Here is an 18,505-nt window from a genome sequence, read left to right on the forward strand (position 1 = left end):
CGGGTTGTTCTTCTTTTCGCGGGTAAAGTATAGAGAGCAGCATGGAAAGAAGGGGAGAGAAAGATGAACAAACCCGAAACGAACAGGAAGCAACGGGGGAGCAAGGGCAAAAGCAAGCGCCCGAAAAGCCGGAAACGGATCGGGCTTATCTGGCTGTTTTTCGTCGTGCTGGTCGGCGTCGTGTGCGCCGTCGTCGGTTACTTGCTCGTCATTCTGAACGGAGAAAGGATTTTGAGCAACAATGTCAACAAGCTCGACCTCGAGACGGCTACCATTATCGTGGACAAGAGCGACAAGCAGATCGCCAAGCTGTCCGGCGAAGGAAGCAATCGCGAATACGTCAAGTTCAACGACATTCCGAAAAAGGTGACGGACGCGTTCGTGGCGACGGAGGACAAGCGGTTCTATGAGCACGGCGGAGTCGATCTCTTCGGCATCGGCAGGGCGCTGGTCAAAGATATAATCGCGAGAAGCGCGGTCGAAGGCGCAAGCACGATTACCCAGCAGGTTGCCAAAAACCTTTTCCTTAACTCGGACAAAACGCTTTTCCGCAAAGGCACCGAAGCTTCCATCGCATTGGCGTTGGAAAATAATTATAGCAAGGAACAAATTCTCGAGCTCTACTTGAACCGGATTTATTTCGGCAAAAACCAGTATGGCATTAAGACAGCCGCGAAATATTATTTCGGGGTTACTGATCTTAACAAGCTTGAGACGTGGCAAATCGCGACTTTGGCGGGAATTCCGAAAGCTCCGAACGTCTACAATCCGGTAAACAATCCGGACAAGTCGATGGATCGGCGCGCTGTCGTCCTCTCCCTCATGGAGGATCAAGGACTTATTACGGAGCAGGAAAAGCTGGCGGCCGCTGTCGTGCCGTTCGATCCGGATAAAGTGCCAACGAAAAGCAGCCAATACCAAACCTATATCGATTACGTGTTCGACGAAGCCCAGGAAGTGACGGGCTTGTCGGAGGACCAGTTCCTAAGAAGCGGCTATACGATCAAGGTGTCGATCGATACGAAGGCGCAGAAGGCGATGGAAGACGCGTTCGCCAAAGAGTCGATGTTCGAGAAGAGCAAGGACGAGACCAAGATGCAGGGCGCTATGGTCATCATGGACCAGCACGACGGCACGCTCGTCGCGATGGTCGGCGGCCGCGACTACAGCAGGCAAGGCTGGAACCGCGTTACGAAGCAGCGCCAGCCCGGTTCTTCTTTTAAGCCGATCGTCTCCTACGGAGCGGCTATCGAGACGGGCAACTACTTCCCATGGTCGACGCTGCGGGATGACAAAACGTGCTACGACAAGGGCAAATATTGTCCTACCGACTCGAACAGAGTGAAATACGTTGGACCGATCGCCATGACGCAGGCAATCAAGGAGTCGCGCAACCAACCGGCCGTATGGCTGTTGAATGAAATCGGAGTGAGCAAAGGCGTGTCGTTCGCCGGCAAGCTCGGTATCGAACTCGACAAGAGCGACCGCAACCTCGCGATCGCGTTGGGCGGTCTGACCAACGGCGTAACACCGCTGGAGATGGTTACGGCTTACGGCGCTTTCGCGAATGGCGGAACGCTCCAGAATCCGCACAGCGTACTGGAAATCAAAGATAAGAACAACAAGACGATTTACACGTATGATCCTCCGAAGGCGAAGCAGGTTATGGCACAGGAGACATCCTATTACGTTACGCAAATTATGCAGGGCGTTACTCAAACGGGAGGAACGGGCGTCAAAGCCAAAATATCCGGCCGCCCGGTAGCCGGGAAGACGGGGACGACGCAGCTCGGCATCAAGGGCGTAAGCTCGAGCGGCAACCGCGACGTCTGGTTCGTCGGCTACACACCGGAATGGACGGCTGCGGTATGGATGGGCTACGACAAAACGGACGAAAATCATTACGTGAAGCAAAGCAGCGGACAAGCGGCCGCCATGTTCGCGGCCGTCATGTCCAAAGGGCTCGAAGGCAAAGCGAAGAAATCGTTCCCTAAGCCGGGCAACGTGCAGGACGAAGAGAAGCTGCCCGCGGTTTCCGGCTTCACCGCCGCTTACGTTCCGGAGCAAGTATCCATTGAGCTTAAGTGGGGAGCCGTTTCAGCGGAAAACGTCACTTACAGGGTATACAGGAAAGCCGATGGAGAAGCCGACTTCAAGCTTCTCGCCGAGGTCGGCCTGCCGCTGTTCGACGATTTGGCTATCTTGCCGGAGCAGACGTTTACGTACTATGTAACGGCCTACCAAGCATCTAAGAAAAAGGAAAGCGAACCTTCGCCTCAAGCGACCGTGACGGTAACGACGGACTTGAGCGGCGAACCTTCCCCCGGAGACAATGGGCAGCAATCGCCGCCTCCGAACGAATCGGAGCCGCCGGTGGAAGGAGGCGGCGGAGAGTCTCCGTCTCCTACGCCATCGCCATCGCCAAGCGCGAGTCCTTCGCCAGGCGGCGAAGCTTCGCCTGGTTCAAGTCCGACTCCTCCGGTCGAGAGCGCCCAGCCTTAGGCCGCCGCAGTATGCGAAAATACGAACAGAAGCGTTTAAGCGGGAGAGTCCCGGCTTAGGCGCTTCTTTTTTTCGCAAACGTCTGTAATTGCGTCATCTGGTGACAAGAGGCAACTTGTGGTAAGCTTTGTGTACATTGTTTAAGCTCCCCGGACCGAGGACCGGATGGAAAGGATCGTACGAGTGGATGAAACGTAAATTTTCCGACCGAGCCAACTGGCGCCGCATTTTGAAAAAAAGCTATGCCTGCTTCCCGATGGACGATGCCCAATTCCGAGGTTTCGTGACTCTTTACCGAATTCATGATCTGCGGGATCCTTTATGGAAAGATTATAACGGTCGCCGGATGTGCCTGGCCGATCGAGGCTACTTGTGGATGCAGCATTTTCCGAAGGGTGAGCATTTTATCGTTACGACCATGTTCGATAACAACGGGAACGTCGTTCAGTGGTACATCGACATCTGCAAGACGCAAGGACTGACCGATCAGCAGGTGCCATGGTTCGATGACTTGTTTCTCGACATCGTCGTCTTGCCGACCGGCGAGACGCTGCTGCTCGACGAAGACGAGCTGGAGGAAGCGCTTGACGAAGGACAGATTACCGCGCGCGATTCGGCTATGGCGCAGCGGACGGCGGCAAGGCTGCTCGATCTGATCAAGCAGAAGAAATTCCCTTATTTCGACATGAGCTTGCAGCATCGGAAGCACTATCTCGATAAGCTCGGCTGGGAGAAAGGAACTCTCTAGGATGAGGCAGCTTCGGAGCTCGCGGCGGGTTGCGCCGTTTTCGATGTCATCGGGCAAAAAGAAGAACGTGTGGCTGAAGCGATTCGCCTGGTTGGCGGCGGTAGGAATATTGGCTATCGCCGTTTGGTGCGGAACGCTTTATTCGATCATCGTACGGTTCGACGGAATTCCCAATTCGGGTACTCCCGTCCAGGCGGACGTCGGCATCGTGCTCGGCGCAACGCTCTGGAACGACAAGCCGAGCCCGGGGCTGCAGGAGCGCCTTGACCATGCTTTGACTCTTTATCGGCAAGGAGCTTTCAAGCAGTTCATCGTAACCGGCGGTCTTGACGACAACGGAGCGACGCTGACGGAAGCTGCGGGAATGCGCAATTATCTCGTTCTCCAAGGAGTGCCGGAGGCAGATATTGCGCTGGATACCGAATCGCGCAGCACCTACGAAAATTTATTGTTCGCCAAGGCGATCATGGATAAAAGACAGTGGAAATCCGCGGTCATCGTTACACATCGATATCATGGCTCCAGAGCCGGCAGCATTGCCAAGCAGCTTGGCTATTCGCCGGTTCAAGTAAGCGTAACGGATTCCAAAGTGCTGAAGCTTTCGTATCACAAGACAAGGGAAGTTCTCGCGTATACGAAATGGCTGTTGGACAAGGCAAGGATGAGTTTCGGATGACTAGCGCTCGCTTGGCCGGAATATATTGATATTGCGGCTATTTCGTCGACAAATCCACTTGGGGTGAATTGCGATGAATGCGAGGGCGGGTAGTTCCGGCATCCGCGAACCGGCTGCGGCGGCGCTGAGACCGTCCCGGCAAATCAATATCGTGCTGCGCAAAGCCGACTCGGCTGCGGACGCAGCGCAAGGATTGGCCGATTCGGCAGCAGCGGCCAGCGGCGTCAAGGCGATGCCTCAGACAGGGCCATGGTCCGATTGGCACAAAGAGCTCGACAAGATGGTCGGACTCGAGAACGTGAAGGATCTCGTCTACGAAATTTACGCGCTGCTGCAAATTTCCCAATTTCGCAGCGAAGCGGGGCTTCATGCTCACGCACACGTGTATCACATGATTTTCAAAGGGAATCCCGGCACCGGCAAGACGACAGTAGCAAGGCTGCTCGCCAAACTGTTTCAGAACATGGGTCTGCTGACCAAGGGCCATCTTGTCGAAGTGGAACGCGCCGATCTCGTCGGCGAATACATCGGCCATACGGCCCAGAAGACGAGAGAGCTGGTCAAGAAGGCGCTCGGCGGCGTGTTGTTCGTAGACGAGGCATACAGCTTGGCCAGAGGCGGGGAGAAAGATTTCGGCAAGGAAGCGATCGATACTCTCGTCAAAGCGATGGAAGATTACAAAAACCAGTTCGTTCTCATTTTGGCCGGTTACACGATGGAGATCGACGCTTTTCTGCTGACAAATCCGGGCTTGCCGTCGCGGTTTCCGATTGCGATGGAATTTCCCGATTACACGGCGGATCAATTGATTCAGATCGCGGAAGGGATGGCCAAGGATAGGGATTATTCCTTGCTTCCCCAATCCTTGTTCAAGCTTAGAGATTTGATTCTGCAGGAAAAGACGGAATCGATCTATCCCTTCAGCAATGCGCGTTACGTCCGGAACGTCATCGAGAGAGCGATTCGCAATCAAGCAGTCAGACTTCTTGCCGTTTATCCGACGGGTGCTTCTCCCGGCCGGCAAGAGCTGATGGCGCTTAGAGCAGAAGATATTAAAAGTATTTAATGCCGTTAATTGATGAATGAACCGAGAGGGTTGAATGGGTGCTGCTATGATACCAAACACGTATGAGACAGGAGCTGGCGCGGCGGAGAAAGCCATTCTCGTTAGTCTCGTCACCGATCAGGTCAAACGTTCCGGAGCCGATCCGAAGCATTCGCTTGAAGAGCTCGTGTCGCTGACGGAGACGGCAGGGGTTGAAGTTATTGCGACCCTTATGCAGCAGCGCGAGGTTCCCGATTCCAGATGGTTCGTTGGCAAAGGGAAGGCGCAGGAAATCAAAGAAATGGCGGCGGAGACAGGCGCGACTACGGCCGTCTTCGACCAGGAGCTGTCGGGAGCGCAAGTGCGCAACCTGGAGGAAGAGCTGGATTTGAAAATCATTGACCGAACCCAGCTCATCCTCGATATTTTTGCCGGGCGCGCCAAAACCCGCGAAGGCATTCTTCAGGTCGAGCTGGCGCAGCTGTCGTATTTGCTGCCTCGGCTATCGGGACATGGCAAAAATTTGTCGCGGCTCGGCGGCGGGATCGGGACAAGAGGGCCCGGGGAGACGAAGCTGGAAACCGATCGCCGGCACATTCGCGACAGGATCACCGAATTGAAGCGGCAGCTTGAAGCGGTGACGCAGCATCGCACCTTGCATCGCGAACGCCGGCGCAAAGCCGGCGTCGTGCAGGTGGCGCTCGTCGGTTACACCAACGCGGGCAAGTCGACCTTGCTTCGGCAATTGACGGCGGCGGACGTGCTTGTCGAGGACAAGCTGTTCGCGACTCTCGATCCGACGTCCCGTACGCTTACGCTGCCAAGCGGCAAAGAAGTTTTGCTGACCGACACGGTTGGTTTCATCCAGAATTTGCCTCACGATCTGGTCGCGGCTTTCCGGGCGACGCTCGAGGAAGCTAACGAAGCGGACTTGCTGCTCCACATTTCCGATGCGTCTTCTCCTATGCGGGAGCGGCAACAGAAGGTTGTGGAGGAAGTGCTCGGCGAGCTCGGCGCGGCGGGGAAGACAACGGTGCACGTGTGGAACAAGATCGATCTCTGTTCTTCTGCGTCGCTGTCGCTTTTGCCGGGAGGTAACGACTCCTTGCGCATAAGCGCATTTAAACCGAACGATTTGGACAAATTAAAAGAAGCTGTCGAGGACAAAATTCTCGGCGGCGTTTGCATGCTTCGAATACCGGCTTCAAGAGGTGATCTGGCATCTCTGGCTTACCGTGTCGGCGAGGTGATCTTGCAAGAAACCGAGGACGACTGGCTGGTTATGACGGTTCGACTCAATCCGGCGGATATGGAAAAGTGGGGGCATCCGCTGGTTCCTTTTCAAGTTTCGTAAACAATTGTCAAGCACATGCGCGCAAGGCTGAGACAGAGGAGAGACGGCAAGGTGGAAGTAAGGGTAACCGATTGGGAGCGCAAGTGGGAGCAGCTGGCGAAAGAAGCGGAGACGATCGCCGCAGATCGACTGCGAGCGATGGACAGTATCGTCGAACGGAATCAATGGAAAGTGATTCAAGCTTTCCAGAAGCAAAAAGTGAGCGATTATCATTTCGCCGGATCGACGGGTTACGGGTACAACGACAGAGGACGAGAAGTTCTCGATCTCGTCTATGCCGACGTATTCGGCGCGGAAGCGGCGATCGTTCGTCCGCATCTCGTATCGGGCACGCATACGATATCCGCTGCGTTGTTCGGCTGCCTTCGTCCGGGGGATGAGCTGTTGTTCGTAACCGGCAAGCCTTACGATACGCTGCACAAAGTGATCGGGAGCGCCGGGGACGGAACAGGCTCCTTATCGGATTGGGGAGTATCGGTCAAAATGGTGGCGTTGCTTCCGGATGGCCGCGTCGATTGGGACAGCGTAGCGGCAGCCGTAACGGACAAGACGAAAATGTTCGGCATCCAGAGGTCCCGAGGATACGATTGGCGCCCTTCGTTCACGATCGCGCAGCTTCGGGAAATGACCGCGAGACTGAAAGAGCTCAAGCCGGAAGCGATCGTGTTCGCCGATAATTGCTACGGCGAATTTACGGAAGAGCTTGAGCCGCCGCATGTAGGCGTAGATCTTATCGCCGGCTCTTTGATCAAAAATCCGGGAGGCGGCCTTGCCTCCAGCGGGGGATATATTGCGGGGCGCGCCGATTTGGTCGAGCTGGCCGCCTATCGGATTACCGCACCCGGAATCGGCGGCGAAGTTGGCGCGATGTTAGGCACGACGCGATCGATCTATCAAGGGCTGTTCCTCGCTCCGCTGCTTGTCGGACAAGCGGTCAAAGGGAGCATTTTTGCCGCCTGCATGTTCGAAAGCCTCGGTTTTGAAACGCACCCGCGATGGAACGACCCGCGAACCGATCTTATTCAGGCTATTCGGTTCCAATCTGCGGAGCCGTTGATCGCCTTCGTTCAGGCGATTCAAAAAGCGGCCGCCGTAGACGCCCACGTCGTGCCAGAGCCATGGGATATGCCGGGCTACGAGCATCCCGTCATTATGGCTGCTGGAACGTTCATCCAGGGCGGCAGCCTGGAGCTGTCCGCGGATGCGCCGATTCGCGAGCCTTATATTGCTTACATGCAGGGCGGTTTGACATATGCGCATGTGAAGTATGCCGTCAAGCTGGCCATTTCGGAGCTGGGTATCCGAGGATATCTATCATAAACAAATCAAAAACCTAACATTCCTTGACACGTTTTTGGAAGAACGCTACAATGAAAGTGATTTCAAAAACACAAGTCAAGATGGAAGGTTGATACGACATGGCTGGCGATGAGATACGCAGGAATATGGCGCTGTTTCCGATCGGCATCGTTATGAAGCTTACCGATCTGACTGCCCGTCAAATCCGATATTACGAGCAGCACGAGCTGATTCAGCCCGCGCGGACTTCGGGGAACCAACGGCTGTTCTCTTTTAACGACGTCGAGCGTCTGCTCGAGATCAAGTCGCTTATCGAGAAGGGCGTCAATATCGCTGGCATCAAGCAGGTAATGAATCCGGTTGGCGAGAACGAAGACGATTCGACCATCATCAACGAGCAATCCGAGGTTAAGCGTCGCGAGCTGACCGATTCGCAGCTTCATCGGATGCTGAAGCAGCAATTAATGACCGGCAACAAACGGCCGGGACAGGTATCGTTGATCCAAGGGGAGCTATCGCGCTTTTTCAAGCACAAATAAGCCGGCTGCGGCATAATCCGAGGAGGCAATCATGAGTTACTCACGCGAAGATATCGTAAGGATCGCCAAGGAAGAGAACGTTCGTTTCATTCGTCTCCAATTTACCGATTTGCTTGGGACGATCAAAAACGTGGAAATTCCGGTAAGCCAATTGGAGAAAGCGCTCGACAACAAAATGATGTTCGACGGCTCTTCGATCGAAGGATACGTCCGGATCGAAGAATCCGATATGTATTTATACCCGGATCTGGATACATGGGTTATTTTCCCATGGGTTAACCAGAATAAAGTCGCCCGTCTTATTTGCGACATTTACATGCCGGACGGCACACCGTTCGCGGGAGATCCGCGCGGAATTCTGAAGCGTGCTCTTCAAGAAGCCGAAGAAATGGGCTATAGCGCTTTGAACGTCGGTCCGGAGCCTGAATTTTTCCTGTTCCAAACGGACGACAAAGGGAATCCGACGACTGATCTGAACGACCAAGGCGGCTACTTCGATTTGGCGCCTACCGATTTGGGAGAGAACTGCCGCCGGGATATCGTTCTTACGCTCGAGGAAATGGGCTTTGAAATCGAAGCTTCTCACCATGAGGTAGCGCCCGGACAACACGAAATCGACTTCAAATACGCGAAAGCGATCAAAGCGGCCGACCAAATCCAGACGTTCAAGCTCGTCGTTAAGACGATCGCCCGTCAGCACGGTCTGCATGCAACCTTTATGCCTAAGCCATTGTTCGGTATGAACGGATCGGGCATGCACTGCCACCAATCGTTGTTCAAAGGCAAAGAGAACGCGTTCTACGATGCCAACGACAAGTTGGGACTGAGCACCGTTGCGCGTCAATATATGGCAGGAATGCTGCATCACGCTCGCGGTATAGCGGCGATCACGAATCCAACCGTTAACTCGTACAAACGCCTGGTGCCTGGCTACGAAGCTCCGGTCTATGTTGCATGGTCGGCAAGCAATCGCAGTCCGATGATCCGTATTCCGGCTTCTCGCGGACTGAGCACGCGGATCGAGGTCCGCAACCCGGATCCGGCAGCCAATCCATATTTGGCTCTGGCGGTCATGCTCAAAGCAGGACTTGACGGCATCAAGAACAAGCTGTCGCTTCCGGCTCCTGTAGACCGCAATATCTATGTCATGAGCGAAGAAGAGCGTATCGAAGCGGGTATTCCAAGCCTTCCGATCAACCTTCAGGACGCTCTCAACGAGATGCTTCGCGACAATGTCATCTGCGACGCTCTCGGCGATCATGCGTTGAGCCACTTCTACGAGCTCAAGGAAATCGAGTGGGATATGTACCGGACACAGGTTCATCAGTGGGAACGCGATCAATATTTGACCAACTACTAATCGCTACTTATCAGATAAGGCACCGCCTGGGGCGTTTTACCGGGCTGTGCCTTTTTTTGTTTCATCGACTTTTTTGTAAGTTGTGCCAATATCCCCTGGTTCAGAAAATAGGGACTCTTTTGAAAGTGGTGCCATTATCCCTTCGGATCAGAAATAGGTGCTCTTTACGAAAGCGGTACCATTATCCTTCTGTTCAGAATTGAAGATGTTGCGATAAATTGAGCTTGAGAGCAGGCGAGGCTGTTAATGAGAAGAAGGTCTGTCGCTTGTCATTTTGGAGCATGCCTTGGTTTGAAGTGCCTATAAGACGAATAGAGATGCGAATGAGTATTGCGAAAGTGCGACTGTTTGTGATGCTGCCTTTTGAGTGTGAGCTCTTAGGGTACTGTAACGATTTTTCTTGCTGGTTGATTCCTTGCTCCTCGCTTTTCTGAATAAAAGGGATAATGGGACGTTGTGAGTAAGAGGGGGAATCGAATCGTTGAAGGGGGGGTAAATAAAAAGGCGTTCCGCAAGGTCGAGTTGACCAGTGGAACGCCTTTGAAGCGCAGATGCAGAGAATTAGGCGAAGGAGCGGATCAAGCCGATGACTTTGCCGAGGATGCTGACGTTCTTCAGGCGGATCGGCTGCATGGACTCGTTCTCCGGCTGGAGGCGGATATGGTCGCGTTCCTTGTAGAACGTCTTGACCGTCGCTTCGTTCTCCTCGGTCATGGCTACGACGATCTCGCCGTTCGTAGCTGTCGGCTGCTGACGGACGATAACGAAATCTCCGTCATGGATACCGGCTTCAATCATGCTGTCTCCTCTTACGGAAAGCATGAAGACGGTCTGGTCGCCAACCATATGGACGGGGAGAGGGAAATATTCTTCGATGTTTTCCGTAGCGGTGATAGGTACGCCGGCGGTTACTTTGCCAACGACAGGAATTTGGCGTACGTTGGACGTGAAATAGGGAGCGACGACATCGTCATCCAATATTTCGATGGCGCGAGGCTTGGTCGGATCGCGGCGAATGAGCCCTTTCTTCTCCAAACGGTCCAGGTGACCGTGAACGGTAGAGCTGGAAGCGAGTCCGACGGCTTCGCCGATTTCACGAACGGAAGGCGGGTAGCCTTTCTCTCTAACTTCAGTCTTTATGAATTCTAAGATGGCATTCTGACGATTGGACATCTTGGACACTTGAGGCCCTCCTATAGTACGAGTTCATGATGACAAATTATAGCACAGAACCCGAGTTCGCACAAACATTCGTTCCACAGAACAAATGTTCTAAAAAACGTTGACTGGAAACATTTGTTCGTGTTAAGATAACACCAGAACAAATGTTTGGGGTGGCTAATCATGGTACACGCATGGGTAATCGGATCAGCTTCGAAGATGACGACGAATCAATCTGCTGCAACACAGCAACAGGCTCGTTCCTATAGGAAAAATCAATCGACATCGTTGAAAAAAGCGGCGGCGAACAGGGGCGAGAATGCGACGATTAGCGGAATTCGGGTTGTTCGTATTGTGTTCGTACTGGTTGCTTTCCTCATTTTGTTCAGCGGATTTACTCTCGTTCATTCCTTCGCATCGCCGAATGCAAACGTACCGGCGTCGGCAGAGGAAACGGTCGTGTTGGTAGACTCGGGCGACTCCTTGTGGTCGATCGCAAGTTCATATAAGAAGAAAGAGATGGACACTCGCAAAGCCGTTCATCATATTATGAAGCGTAACGGACTTGAAGAGTCTTCGCTGACAACCGGACAGAAGCTTATTATTCCGGTTGAAGTTCATTCGTGATTATTAGAATTCAATCGCAAGAAGACCGGGGCTCCCGGTCTTTTTTGTTTGCCTGTTTCTTGACAATCCCATCGGTAAAATGTCAAAGTAGAAAGGGCAAAACGGAAGGGGGAGACAGCGCAGATGGAAATGGAAAAAATTATCGCTAGAATTAACGAACTATCGCGTAAAAACAAATCGGCGGGTTTAACCGAAGACGAGATCGCGGAACGCGATTCGCTTCGTCGACAATATATCGCCATTTTTAAGGGCAACTTCAAGCAGCAGCTAGACAGCATCGAGTGGACGGACGATAAGCCGCCGTCGCTTCCTCATTAACGATTGCTTGGACACCGAAGCCGGAACTTATCGGCTCGAATAGATGAAGGAGGAACGTCATGTCCCGATCATGGGAACGGATGGTACAGAAAAACTCGAAATCGATTAACAATCGCAGGCGCAAAGAAGGCAAAGACGCCATCGGCTCGACTTCCAAGGTCAAGCCCGACCGTTATCAAGGCCGCAACTATTATGTTCCGGCGTTGCTGCTTTTGTTAATTCTTTTCTATGTCGTCATGCTCCAGCCTTGGAGAGAGCCGAAAGCCGGTGAGCCTACGCCCGATCTGACGATGACATGGGTTACGGTAGGATGCTACGTGTTATTGGCCGTGTTCTATTGGTTCCGGCGTCCGTATTTGGCGGTAACGCGGGATACTTTGGAAACTCGCAAGTTTTCGGGCTATAAGCGGCTTGGCCCGGCCGACATTCGCAAAATCGTTCTTATGCCGGGCTATGTGACGGTGGAGACGGTAAAAGGTGCGAACTGGGTGTTTTCTCGAATGATGACCCGTTATCCGACTGAACAAATGGGAGAACGTCTGAAAGTATTTTCCGAAGTCAACCATATCGAATTGGAAATTAAAGAAAAATAAATCAGAAGAATATCAGGGGAGCAGAAATTATCATGTCGCTTAAAGCTGTGCTGTTCGATCTGGACGATACGTTGCTGTGGGACGACCGTTCCGTCAAGGAAGCATTCGAGGATACTTGCCGTGTAGCGGCGGAAGAGACGGGAGTCGATCCGTCCGCTCTGGAGGACGCCGTCCGTCAAGAAGCGCGTGCGTTATACGAGACTTACGAGACGTTCCCGTTCACTCAAATGATCGGGATTAATCCGTTCGAAGGCTTGTGGGGCCACTTTACGAAGGGCGAGCATCCGATGTTTCGCAAAATGCAGGAGATCGTTCCCGGCTATCGTCGCCAGGCTTGGACCCGCGGTCTGGCCGCCCTTGGCGTTGACGACGCCGGGTTAGGTGAGCGGCTGGCGGAAAGCTTTCCTGCCAAACGCCGTGAGTTATCCCACGTGTATGAAGAAACGTTCCGCGTGCTTGACGAGCTGAAAGGTAAGTATAAGCTTCTGTTGCTCACGAACGGCTCTCCCGATTTGCAGCAGGAGAAGCTCGATGGCGTGCCTTCGCTTATTCCGTACTTTGACGCGATCGTTATTTCGGGCAGCTTCGGGGAAGGCAAGCCTTCTCCGCGCCTATTCGCCCATGCGATGGAGAAGATCGGCATTACGGCAGAAGAAGGCATCATGGTCGGCGACAAGCTGACGACTGACATTAAGGGCGCCAACGGTGTTGGGATGACTTCCGTCTGGATCAACCATCATGGAGCAGAGCCTACCGGGGATATAAAGCCTAGCCATATTATTTCCAGACTTGCCGAGCTTCCGGACTTGATCAAAAAACTGTAACGAGCGATATGCGACAAAAACCACCTCGGAGGAGGTGGTTTTTGTATATGGCTATATGCGATTATGAGTTATTTTATGAATGCAGGATCCTCGTAAGGGGAAGCGACCCAGCCGGCCGGTTCGATGAATAGGCGAACGGCGACGATTTGGCGGTCTTCCATCAGAGTGAAGAAGTGGGGTTGGCCTTCCGGAACGGAAATAACGTCGCCGGGTTCGAGCTCGACGTCGAAATAACCGGTTTCTTCGTCGCCCTTAATGATGAAAATACCGTGTCCGGAAGCGATGTAACGGACTTCGTCTTCCGTATGGGTGTGAACTTGCTCGAATTTTTTCAAAAGCGCCTCGATGTCGGGAGTCGCTTCGGAAAGGGCGACGATGTCCCATGTTTTGTAACCACGACGGCCGGCAATTTCGACGATTTCTTCGTTGTAAGTGGAGAGAATCAACTCTTTCTCTTCGTCGGTTAGAACGTATTTGCCGCGGAGAGACTCAGGCAGCTTGGAAGCGTCCCAGTGCTCGTAAAGTACGTTTTGTTGGGCCAGGAACGAACCGACGTTCTCTTCTCCGGAAATACGTTCGTTCGTGTTGCGGATGCGAATTTCAGCCATTGTAATTCCCTCTTTTCCAATCAGATTATTTGTTGTTATTATAGTCCAAAAAAAGCCGGGTGTCGACACTGCATCTTTCCGACACGGTTCTATTCTGGTACTATAAAGCTTAAACGCTATACACGGGGGAAGATGAATCTAATTATGACTTTAACCGATCTGAAACCGTCTCTGCAAGCCGCGCTAAAAGAGCGTATTTTATTTCTCGACGGCGCAATGGGGACGATGATCCAGCAAGAAAATTTAACGGAGGACGATTTCGGCGGCGCGGAGCTCGACGGCTGCAACGAAATACTTGTTCTGACTCGTCCCGACGTTATTTCCCGCATACATGAAGCTTATCTTGAGGCCGGCTCGGATTTGATCGAAACGAATACGTTCGGAGCGACCAGCGTAGTGCTGGCGGAATACGATATCCCGGAAAAAGCGCGGGAAATCAATTTGGCGGCGACGAAACTTGCGCGCGAAGCTTGCGACAAATATTCGACTCCGGACAAGCCTCGTTTCGTGGCAGGCGCGCTCGGGCCGACGACGAAGACGCTGTCCGTTACCGGGGGCGTGACGTTCGAGGAGCTCGTGGACAGCTACTATGAGCAAGTTGCGGCATTGATCGAAGGGGGCGCCGATTGCATCCTGATCGAGACTTGCCAGGATACGCTGAACGTCAAAGCGGCCAGCATCGGCGTGCGACAGGCGTTCGAGGAAGCGGGAGTGGAGCTTCCGATCATGATCAGCGGCACGATCGAGCCGATGGGGACTACGCTCGCGGGTCAGAACATCGAATCGTTCTACGTTTCGCTCGAGCATTTGAAGCCGGTATCCGTCGGTCTGAACTGCGCAACCGGTCCGGAATTCATGCGCGATCATATCCGGACGTTGTCCGGCATCGCCGACACGGCCGTCAGCTGTTATCCGAACGCCGGTCTGCCGGACGAGAACGGCCATTACCACGAATCGCCCGATTCTCTGGCGAGAAAGCTGCGCGCATTCGCCGAGCAGGGCTGGATTAACATAGCTGGCGGTTGCTGCGGGACGACGCCGGCACATATCGCCGCAATGGCGGAGGCGATGAAGGATCTTCCGCCGCGCAAGCAGGAGGGGCAGCACCCTCCTGCCGTATCCGGTATCGAGACGGTCTTCATCGAGGACGATAACCGTCCGATTATGATCGGCGAGAGGACAAATATTTCGGGTTCGCGGAAATTCAAGAGGCTGATCAAGGAAGGCAAGTTCGACGAAGCGTCCGAAATCGCCCGCTCGCAAGTGAAGGGCGGCGCACATATTATCGATATCAACCTGCAGGATACGGATATCGACGAAGCGTTTGCCGTCAACAACTTTTTGCCGATGGTGACGAAGAAGATCAAAGTACCGCTTATGCTCGATTCGACTTACGATCACATCATCGAGCTAGGTCTGAAATATTCGCAAGGCAAGGCGATCATCAACTCGATTAACCTCGAGGACGGCGAATCGAAGTTCGAGCAAATTTTGCCGCTGATTCACCGCTACGGCGCCGCAGTCGTCTGCATTCTGATCGACGAACGGGGCCAGGCCGTTTCCCGCGAAGCCAAAATGGAAGTTGCCACCCGCTCGTACGAGCTGCTCGTGAACAAGTACGGCATGGTTCCCGACGATATTATTTTCGATCCGAATATGTTCCCGGTCGGCTCCGGCGATCCTCAATATATCGGTTCCGCCGTCGAGACGATCGAGGGCATTCGGATGATCAAGGAGAAATATCCGAGGGCGAAGACGATTCTCGGCTTGAGCAACATCTCCTTCGGCCTGCCGGACGCCGGACGCGAAGTGCTCAACTCCGTCTACTTGTACCATTGCACGAAAGCGGGTCTCGACTACGCCATCGTCAACACGGAGAAGCTGGAGCGTTACGCTTCCATACCGGAAGAGGAGCGCCGCCTTGCGGAAGAGCTGATTTACAACACGAACGACGATACTTTGGCCGCTTTTGTGGCCGCCTTCCGCGAGAAGAAGGTCGAGAAAAAGGTTAAAATAAGCAACCTGTCATTGGAAGAACGGCTGGCGGGTTATGTGGTTGAAGGCTCGAAGGAGGGGCTCGCGGCCGATCTGGACGAGGCGCTGGGCAAATATGCTCCGCTGGAAGTCATTAACGGTCCTCTTATGAGCGGGATGGAAGAAGTCGGCCGTTTGTTCAACGGCAACGAGCTGATCGTAGCGGAAGTTCTGCAAAGCGCGGAAGTTATGAAGGCTGCGGTCGCTCAGCTTGAGCCACACATGGAAGTGAACGAATCGGCGGTTAAGGGCAAAATTATGCTTGCCACCGTCAAGGGCGATGTGCATGACATCGGCAAAAATCTCGTCGAGATCATTTTGTCCAACAACGGATATAAGATTATTAATCTGGGCATCAAAGTTCCGCCGGAGCAGATTATCGAAGCGTACCGGTCGGAGAAGCCGGACGCGATCGGCTTGTCCGGTCTGCTTGTCAAATCCGCGCAGCAGATGGTTCTTACCGCGCAAGATTTGCGCACGGCCGGAATCGATGCGCCTATTCTTGTGGGCGGAGCCGCTCTGACGAGAAAATTCACGAAGACGAGAATCGCGCCGGAATATGAAGGAGTCGTCTTGTACGCAAAAGACGCGATGGACGGCTTGGATATCGCCAACAAGCTGACCGATCCGACTCACCGGGCGCGCATCGAGGAAGATCATTGGGCGGGGCAAGCGGCGCTGGCGGAAGAGGGAGAAAAGCAGCAGGAGAAGCCTACGCTTACGAGAGCGCGCAAGTCCGACATTTCGCAGGACGCTCCGATCTTCACGCCGCCGGATTACGATCGTCACGTGCTGCGGGATTACCCGTTGACCCACGTGCTGCCTTATGTGAACTTGCAAATGCTGATGGGACATCATCTGGGCCTCAAAGGAAACGTGGACGAGCTGCTCGCCGCCGGAGACGAGAGAACCGTTCAGCTGAAGGCGACGATCGACGAAATTATGCGAGAGGCGCAAGTCCACGGCTGGTTGAAGCCGCAGGCGATGTACCGGTTTTTCCCGGCGCAGGCGGACGGCAACGACGTCGTCATCTACGATCCCGCCGACACGTCGCGCGTATTGAAGCGGTTCTCGTTCCCTCGCCAGCAGGTAGATCCTTTCCTCTGCTTGTCGGACTTTCTCAAGACGGTGGAGAGCGGCATTATGGATTCCGTCGGCTTCCTCGTCGTTACGGCCGGCCGGGGAACCCGCGATCAGGCGGAGAAGTGGAAGGAGAGCGGAGACTATTTGCGCTCCCACGTCTTGCTTGCGACGGCGCTTGAAGTCGCCGAAGGAATGGCGGAGCGCGTTCATCACATGATGCGCGACATCTGGGGATTCCCGGATTCGGCTGAATTGACGATGAAGCAGCGGTTTGGCGCTCGGTACCAAGGCATTCGCGTGTCGTTCGGCTACCCGGCGTGCCCGGATCTTGAAGATCAAGGGCCGTTGTTCGAGCTCATGCAGCCGGAGGATATCGGAGTCGAGCTGACGGAAGGATTCATGATGGAGCCGGAAGCTTCGGTATCCGCGATGGTGTTCGCCCATCCGGAAGCGAAATATTTCAATGTCGAAAAAGCTTAATGTCATTAACTAGTGCAATCCCCGAAACGACCTTTGCCTCGGCAAGGGACTCGTAGAGGGGATTGTTTGCTTTTGCGGTACGTTACGGGCGGCGATTCGGCACATCCACACGAAATAACGGCGGCGTAACGCCGCGATGACATCATCTTTACGCATATCCTGTATCGTATTAGTAAAAGAACAGGAGGCGTTGAGCGATGGACACGGGATCACATTTGCTGTTCGGGGCTACGATCGCGGGCCTCTCCCATTTGCAGCCGGAAATTGCGGCGGACCAGACTTTGGCGACAGTCGTGTTGATCGCGGCGCTGGCAGGCTCTCACGCACCGGATTTGGATGCCGTATTCAAGCTGCGAAGCGGCGACGCTTATTTGCGGCATCACCGGGAGTGGAGCCATTCCCTTCCCGCGATGCTCCTATGGCCGGCGGCGATCGGCTCCGCTGCGGCATGGGCGTTCGGCGTTTGGGAGCATTTGCCGACCATCTGCTTATGGACGTTCGCGGCCGTCGTTCTCCATATCTTGTTCGATTGGACGAATGCCTACGGAGTCAAATTGCTGCTGCCCTTCAAGCGAAAATGGTATCATCTCGATGCGCTCTGCTTAACGGATCCAATGTTGATGGGAATGCACGGATTGATCGTCGTCGGATGGGCGGTCGGCTTGTGGTCGAATCCGGCGCGGCTTTGCCTCTGGGCATGGGCTATAACCGCCGTCTATGCCGGTTGGCGAATCGTGCATCACAGGCTCGTGCTGAGGCGGGTTCGCCGAAGATTCCGCAAAGCGCTTGCGATTCACGTTTTGCCCGGCTTATGGTGGTTTCGATGGAGCTACGTCGCCGAAACCCCGGAAGGGTTCGAAATGGGAGGCATTGCTGGAAAACGGATGCTGCCGGCCATGAAGCTGCCTGCCGCGCAAATTCATGAGTGCGTGAATGCGACTCTGCGGTCTTCGGCAGTCAAAACTTTGCGATTATTTTCGAAACGAACTTATTTTTCATGGAATAGAGAGCCCGACGGAGGCTATCTCGTCACTTGGACGGATTTGCGTTTTTGGCGGGAGAAGGATTGGCCGTATCGAGCGGAAATTAGACTGGACGGACAATTGAACGTCGTCGACCAATCGATCGGCTGGTACAAAAAAATGTGGGAAGCTCCTTACGTCTAACCGCCTGAATCAAGGCGGTTTTCTTTTCGCCGTTGGAATTGTCTGACGATTGCTACTTTTCCCGGGAAAGCGCACAACCCGACAACGA

16 protein-coding genes are annotated in these 18,505 nt (G+C 53.9%); 14 read left to right on the forward strand and 2 right to left on the reverse strand.

The genetic code is table 11. The features are described from left to right. Positions 1-63: 63 nt before the first annotated feature. From D3H35_RS04595 to glnA, 8 genes are all read left to right on the forward strand, one after another. Positions 64-2,502 carry a transglycosylase domain-containing protein gene (locus tag D3H35_RS04595; RefSeq protein WP_119147961.1) on the forward strand — a complete coding sequence of 813 codons (2,439 nt, stop codon included), beginning with the start codon at positions 64-66 and terminating at the stop codon, positions 2,500-2,502. Between the two features lie 187 nt (positions 2,503-2,689). Next, entirely contained in the window at positions 2,690-3,250 is a 561-nt protein-coding gene (locus tag D3H35_RS04600) for a ribonuclease FAU-1 family protein (RefSeq protein WP_119147962.1), read from the forward strand. Between the two features lies 1 nt (position 3,251). After that, positions 3,252-3,926, forward strand: coding sequence for a YdcF family protein (locus D3H35_RS04605; RefSeq protein WP_233567761.1), 675 nt, complete (start codon positions 3,252-3,254; stop codon positions 3,924-3,926). Positions 3,927-3,999: 73 nt separating this feature from the next. Next, the gene (locus D3H35_RS04610; protein WP_119147963.1) at positions 4,000-4,992 is read left to right on the forward strand and encodes an AAA family ATPase; all 993 of its coding nucleotides are present in this window, start codon (positions 4,000-4,002) and stop codon (positions 4,990-4,992) included. A 46-nt stretch (positions 4,993-5,038) separates the two neighbouring features. Next, positions 5,039-6,325 carry a GTPase HflX gene (gene hflX, locus D3H35_RS04615; protein WP_119147964.1) on the forward strand — a complete coding sequence of 429 codons (1,287 nt, stop codon included), beginning with the start codon at positions 5,039-5,041 and terminating at the stop codon, positions 6,323-6,325. Between the two features lie 51 nt (positions 6,326-6,376). Then, positions 6,377-7,645, forward strand: coding sequence for a methionine gamma-lyase family protein (locus D3H35_RS04620; protein ID WP_378124713.1), 1,269 nt, complete (start codon positions 6,377-6,379; stop codon positions 7,643-7,645). 98 nt (positions 7,646-7,743) lie between these two features. After that, complete coding sequence (locus D3H35_RS04625; RefSeq protein ID WP_119147966.1) at positions 7,744-8,163, forward strand: MerR family transcriptional regulator; 420 nt, start codon at positions 7,744-7,746, stop codon at positions 8,161-8,163. Between the two features lie 31 nt (positions 8,164-8,194). After that, on the forward strand, positions 8,195-9,523 hold the full coding sequence (glnA, locus tag D3H35_RS04630) for a type I glutamate--ammonia ligase (protein ID WP_119147967.1): 1,329 nt from the start codon (positions 8,195-8,197) through the stop codon (positions 9,521-9,523). A 561-nt stretch (positions 9,524-10,084) separates the two neighbouring features. Here the strand turns inward: glnA and lexA are convergent. Then, positions 10,085-10,705, reverse strand: a complete 621-nt coding sequence (gene lexA, locus D3H35_RS04635; protein ID WP_119147968.1) for a transcriptional repressor LexA — start codon at positions 10,703-10,705, stop codon at positions 10,085-10,087. Between the two features lie 162 nt (positions 10,706-10,867). Between lexA and yneA the strand changes: the two genes are divergently transcribed. The 4 genes from yneA (at position 10,868) to D3H35_RS04655 (ending at position 13,046) form a co-directional block, all read left to right on the forward strand. Further along, a complete protein-coding gene (yneA, locus tag D3H35_RS04640; RefSeq protein WP_119147969.1) occupies positions 10,868-11,311 on the forward strand; it encodes a cell division suppressor protein YneA in 444 nt (147 codons plus the stop codon). A 123-nt stretch (positions 11,312-11,434) separates the two neighbouring features. Beyond that, positions 11,435-11,629 carry a DUF896 domain-containing protein gene (locus D3H35_RS04645; RefSeq protein WP_378124714.1) on the forward strand — a complete coding sequence of 65 codons (195 nt, stop codon included), beginning with the start codon at positions 11,435-11,437 and terminating at the stop codon, positions 11,627-11,629. Positions 11,630-11,688: 59 nt separating this feature from the next. Further along, positions 11,689-12,222 (forward strand): hypothetical protein, encoded by a 534-nt coding sequence (locus tag D3H35_RS04650; RefSeq protein WP_119147970.1) that lies wholly within the window; start codon positions 11,689-11,691, stop codon positions 12,220-12,222. Positions 12,223-12,254: 32 nt separating this feature from the next. Then, the gene (locus D3H35_RS04655) at positions 12,255-13,046 is read left to right on the forward strand and encodes an HAD family hydrolase (RefSeq protein ID WP_119147971.1); all 792 of its coding nucleotides are present in this window, start codon (positions 12,255-12,257) and stop codon (positions 13,044-13,046) included. Positions 13,047-13,114: 68 nt separating this feature from the next. Here D3H35_RS04655 and D3H35_RS04660 read toward each other — a convergent pair whose 3' ends face one another. Further along, positions 13,115-13,654, reverse strand: coding sequence for a 1,2-dihydroxy-3-keto-5-methylthiopentene dioxygenase (locus D3H35_RS04660; RefSeq protein ID WP_119147972.1), 540 nt, complete (start codon positions 13,652-13,654; stop codon positions 13,115-13,117). Between the two features lie 144 nt (positions 13,655-13,798). Here D3H35_RS04660 and metH point away from each other — a divergent pair, with 144 nt between their 5' ends. After that, on the forward strand, positions 13,799-17,251 hold the full coding sequence (gene metH / locus D3H35_RS04665) for a methionine synthase (protein ID WP_119147973.1): 3,453 nt from the start codon (positions 13,799-13,801) through the stop codon (positions 17,249-17,251). A gap of 197 nt (positions 17,252-17,448) precedes the next feature. Then, complete coding sequence (locus D3H35_RS04670; protein WP_119147974.1) at positions 17,449-18,417, forward strand: metal-dependent hydrolase; 969 nt, start codon at positions 17,449-17,451, stop codon at positions 18,415-18,417. Positions 18,418-18,505: the final 88 nt, after the last annotated feature.

This window comes from Cohnella faecalis, assembly GCF_003570905.1.
Lineage (GTDB): Bacteria > Bacillota > Bacilli > Paenibacillales > Paenibacillaceae > Cohnella > Cohnella faecalis.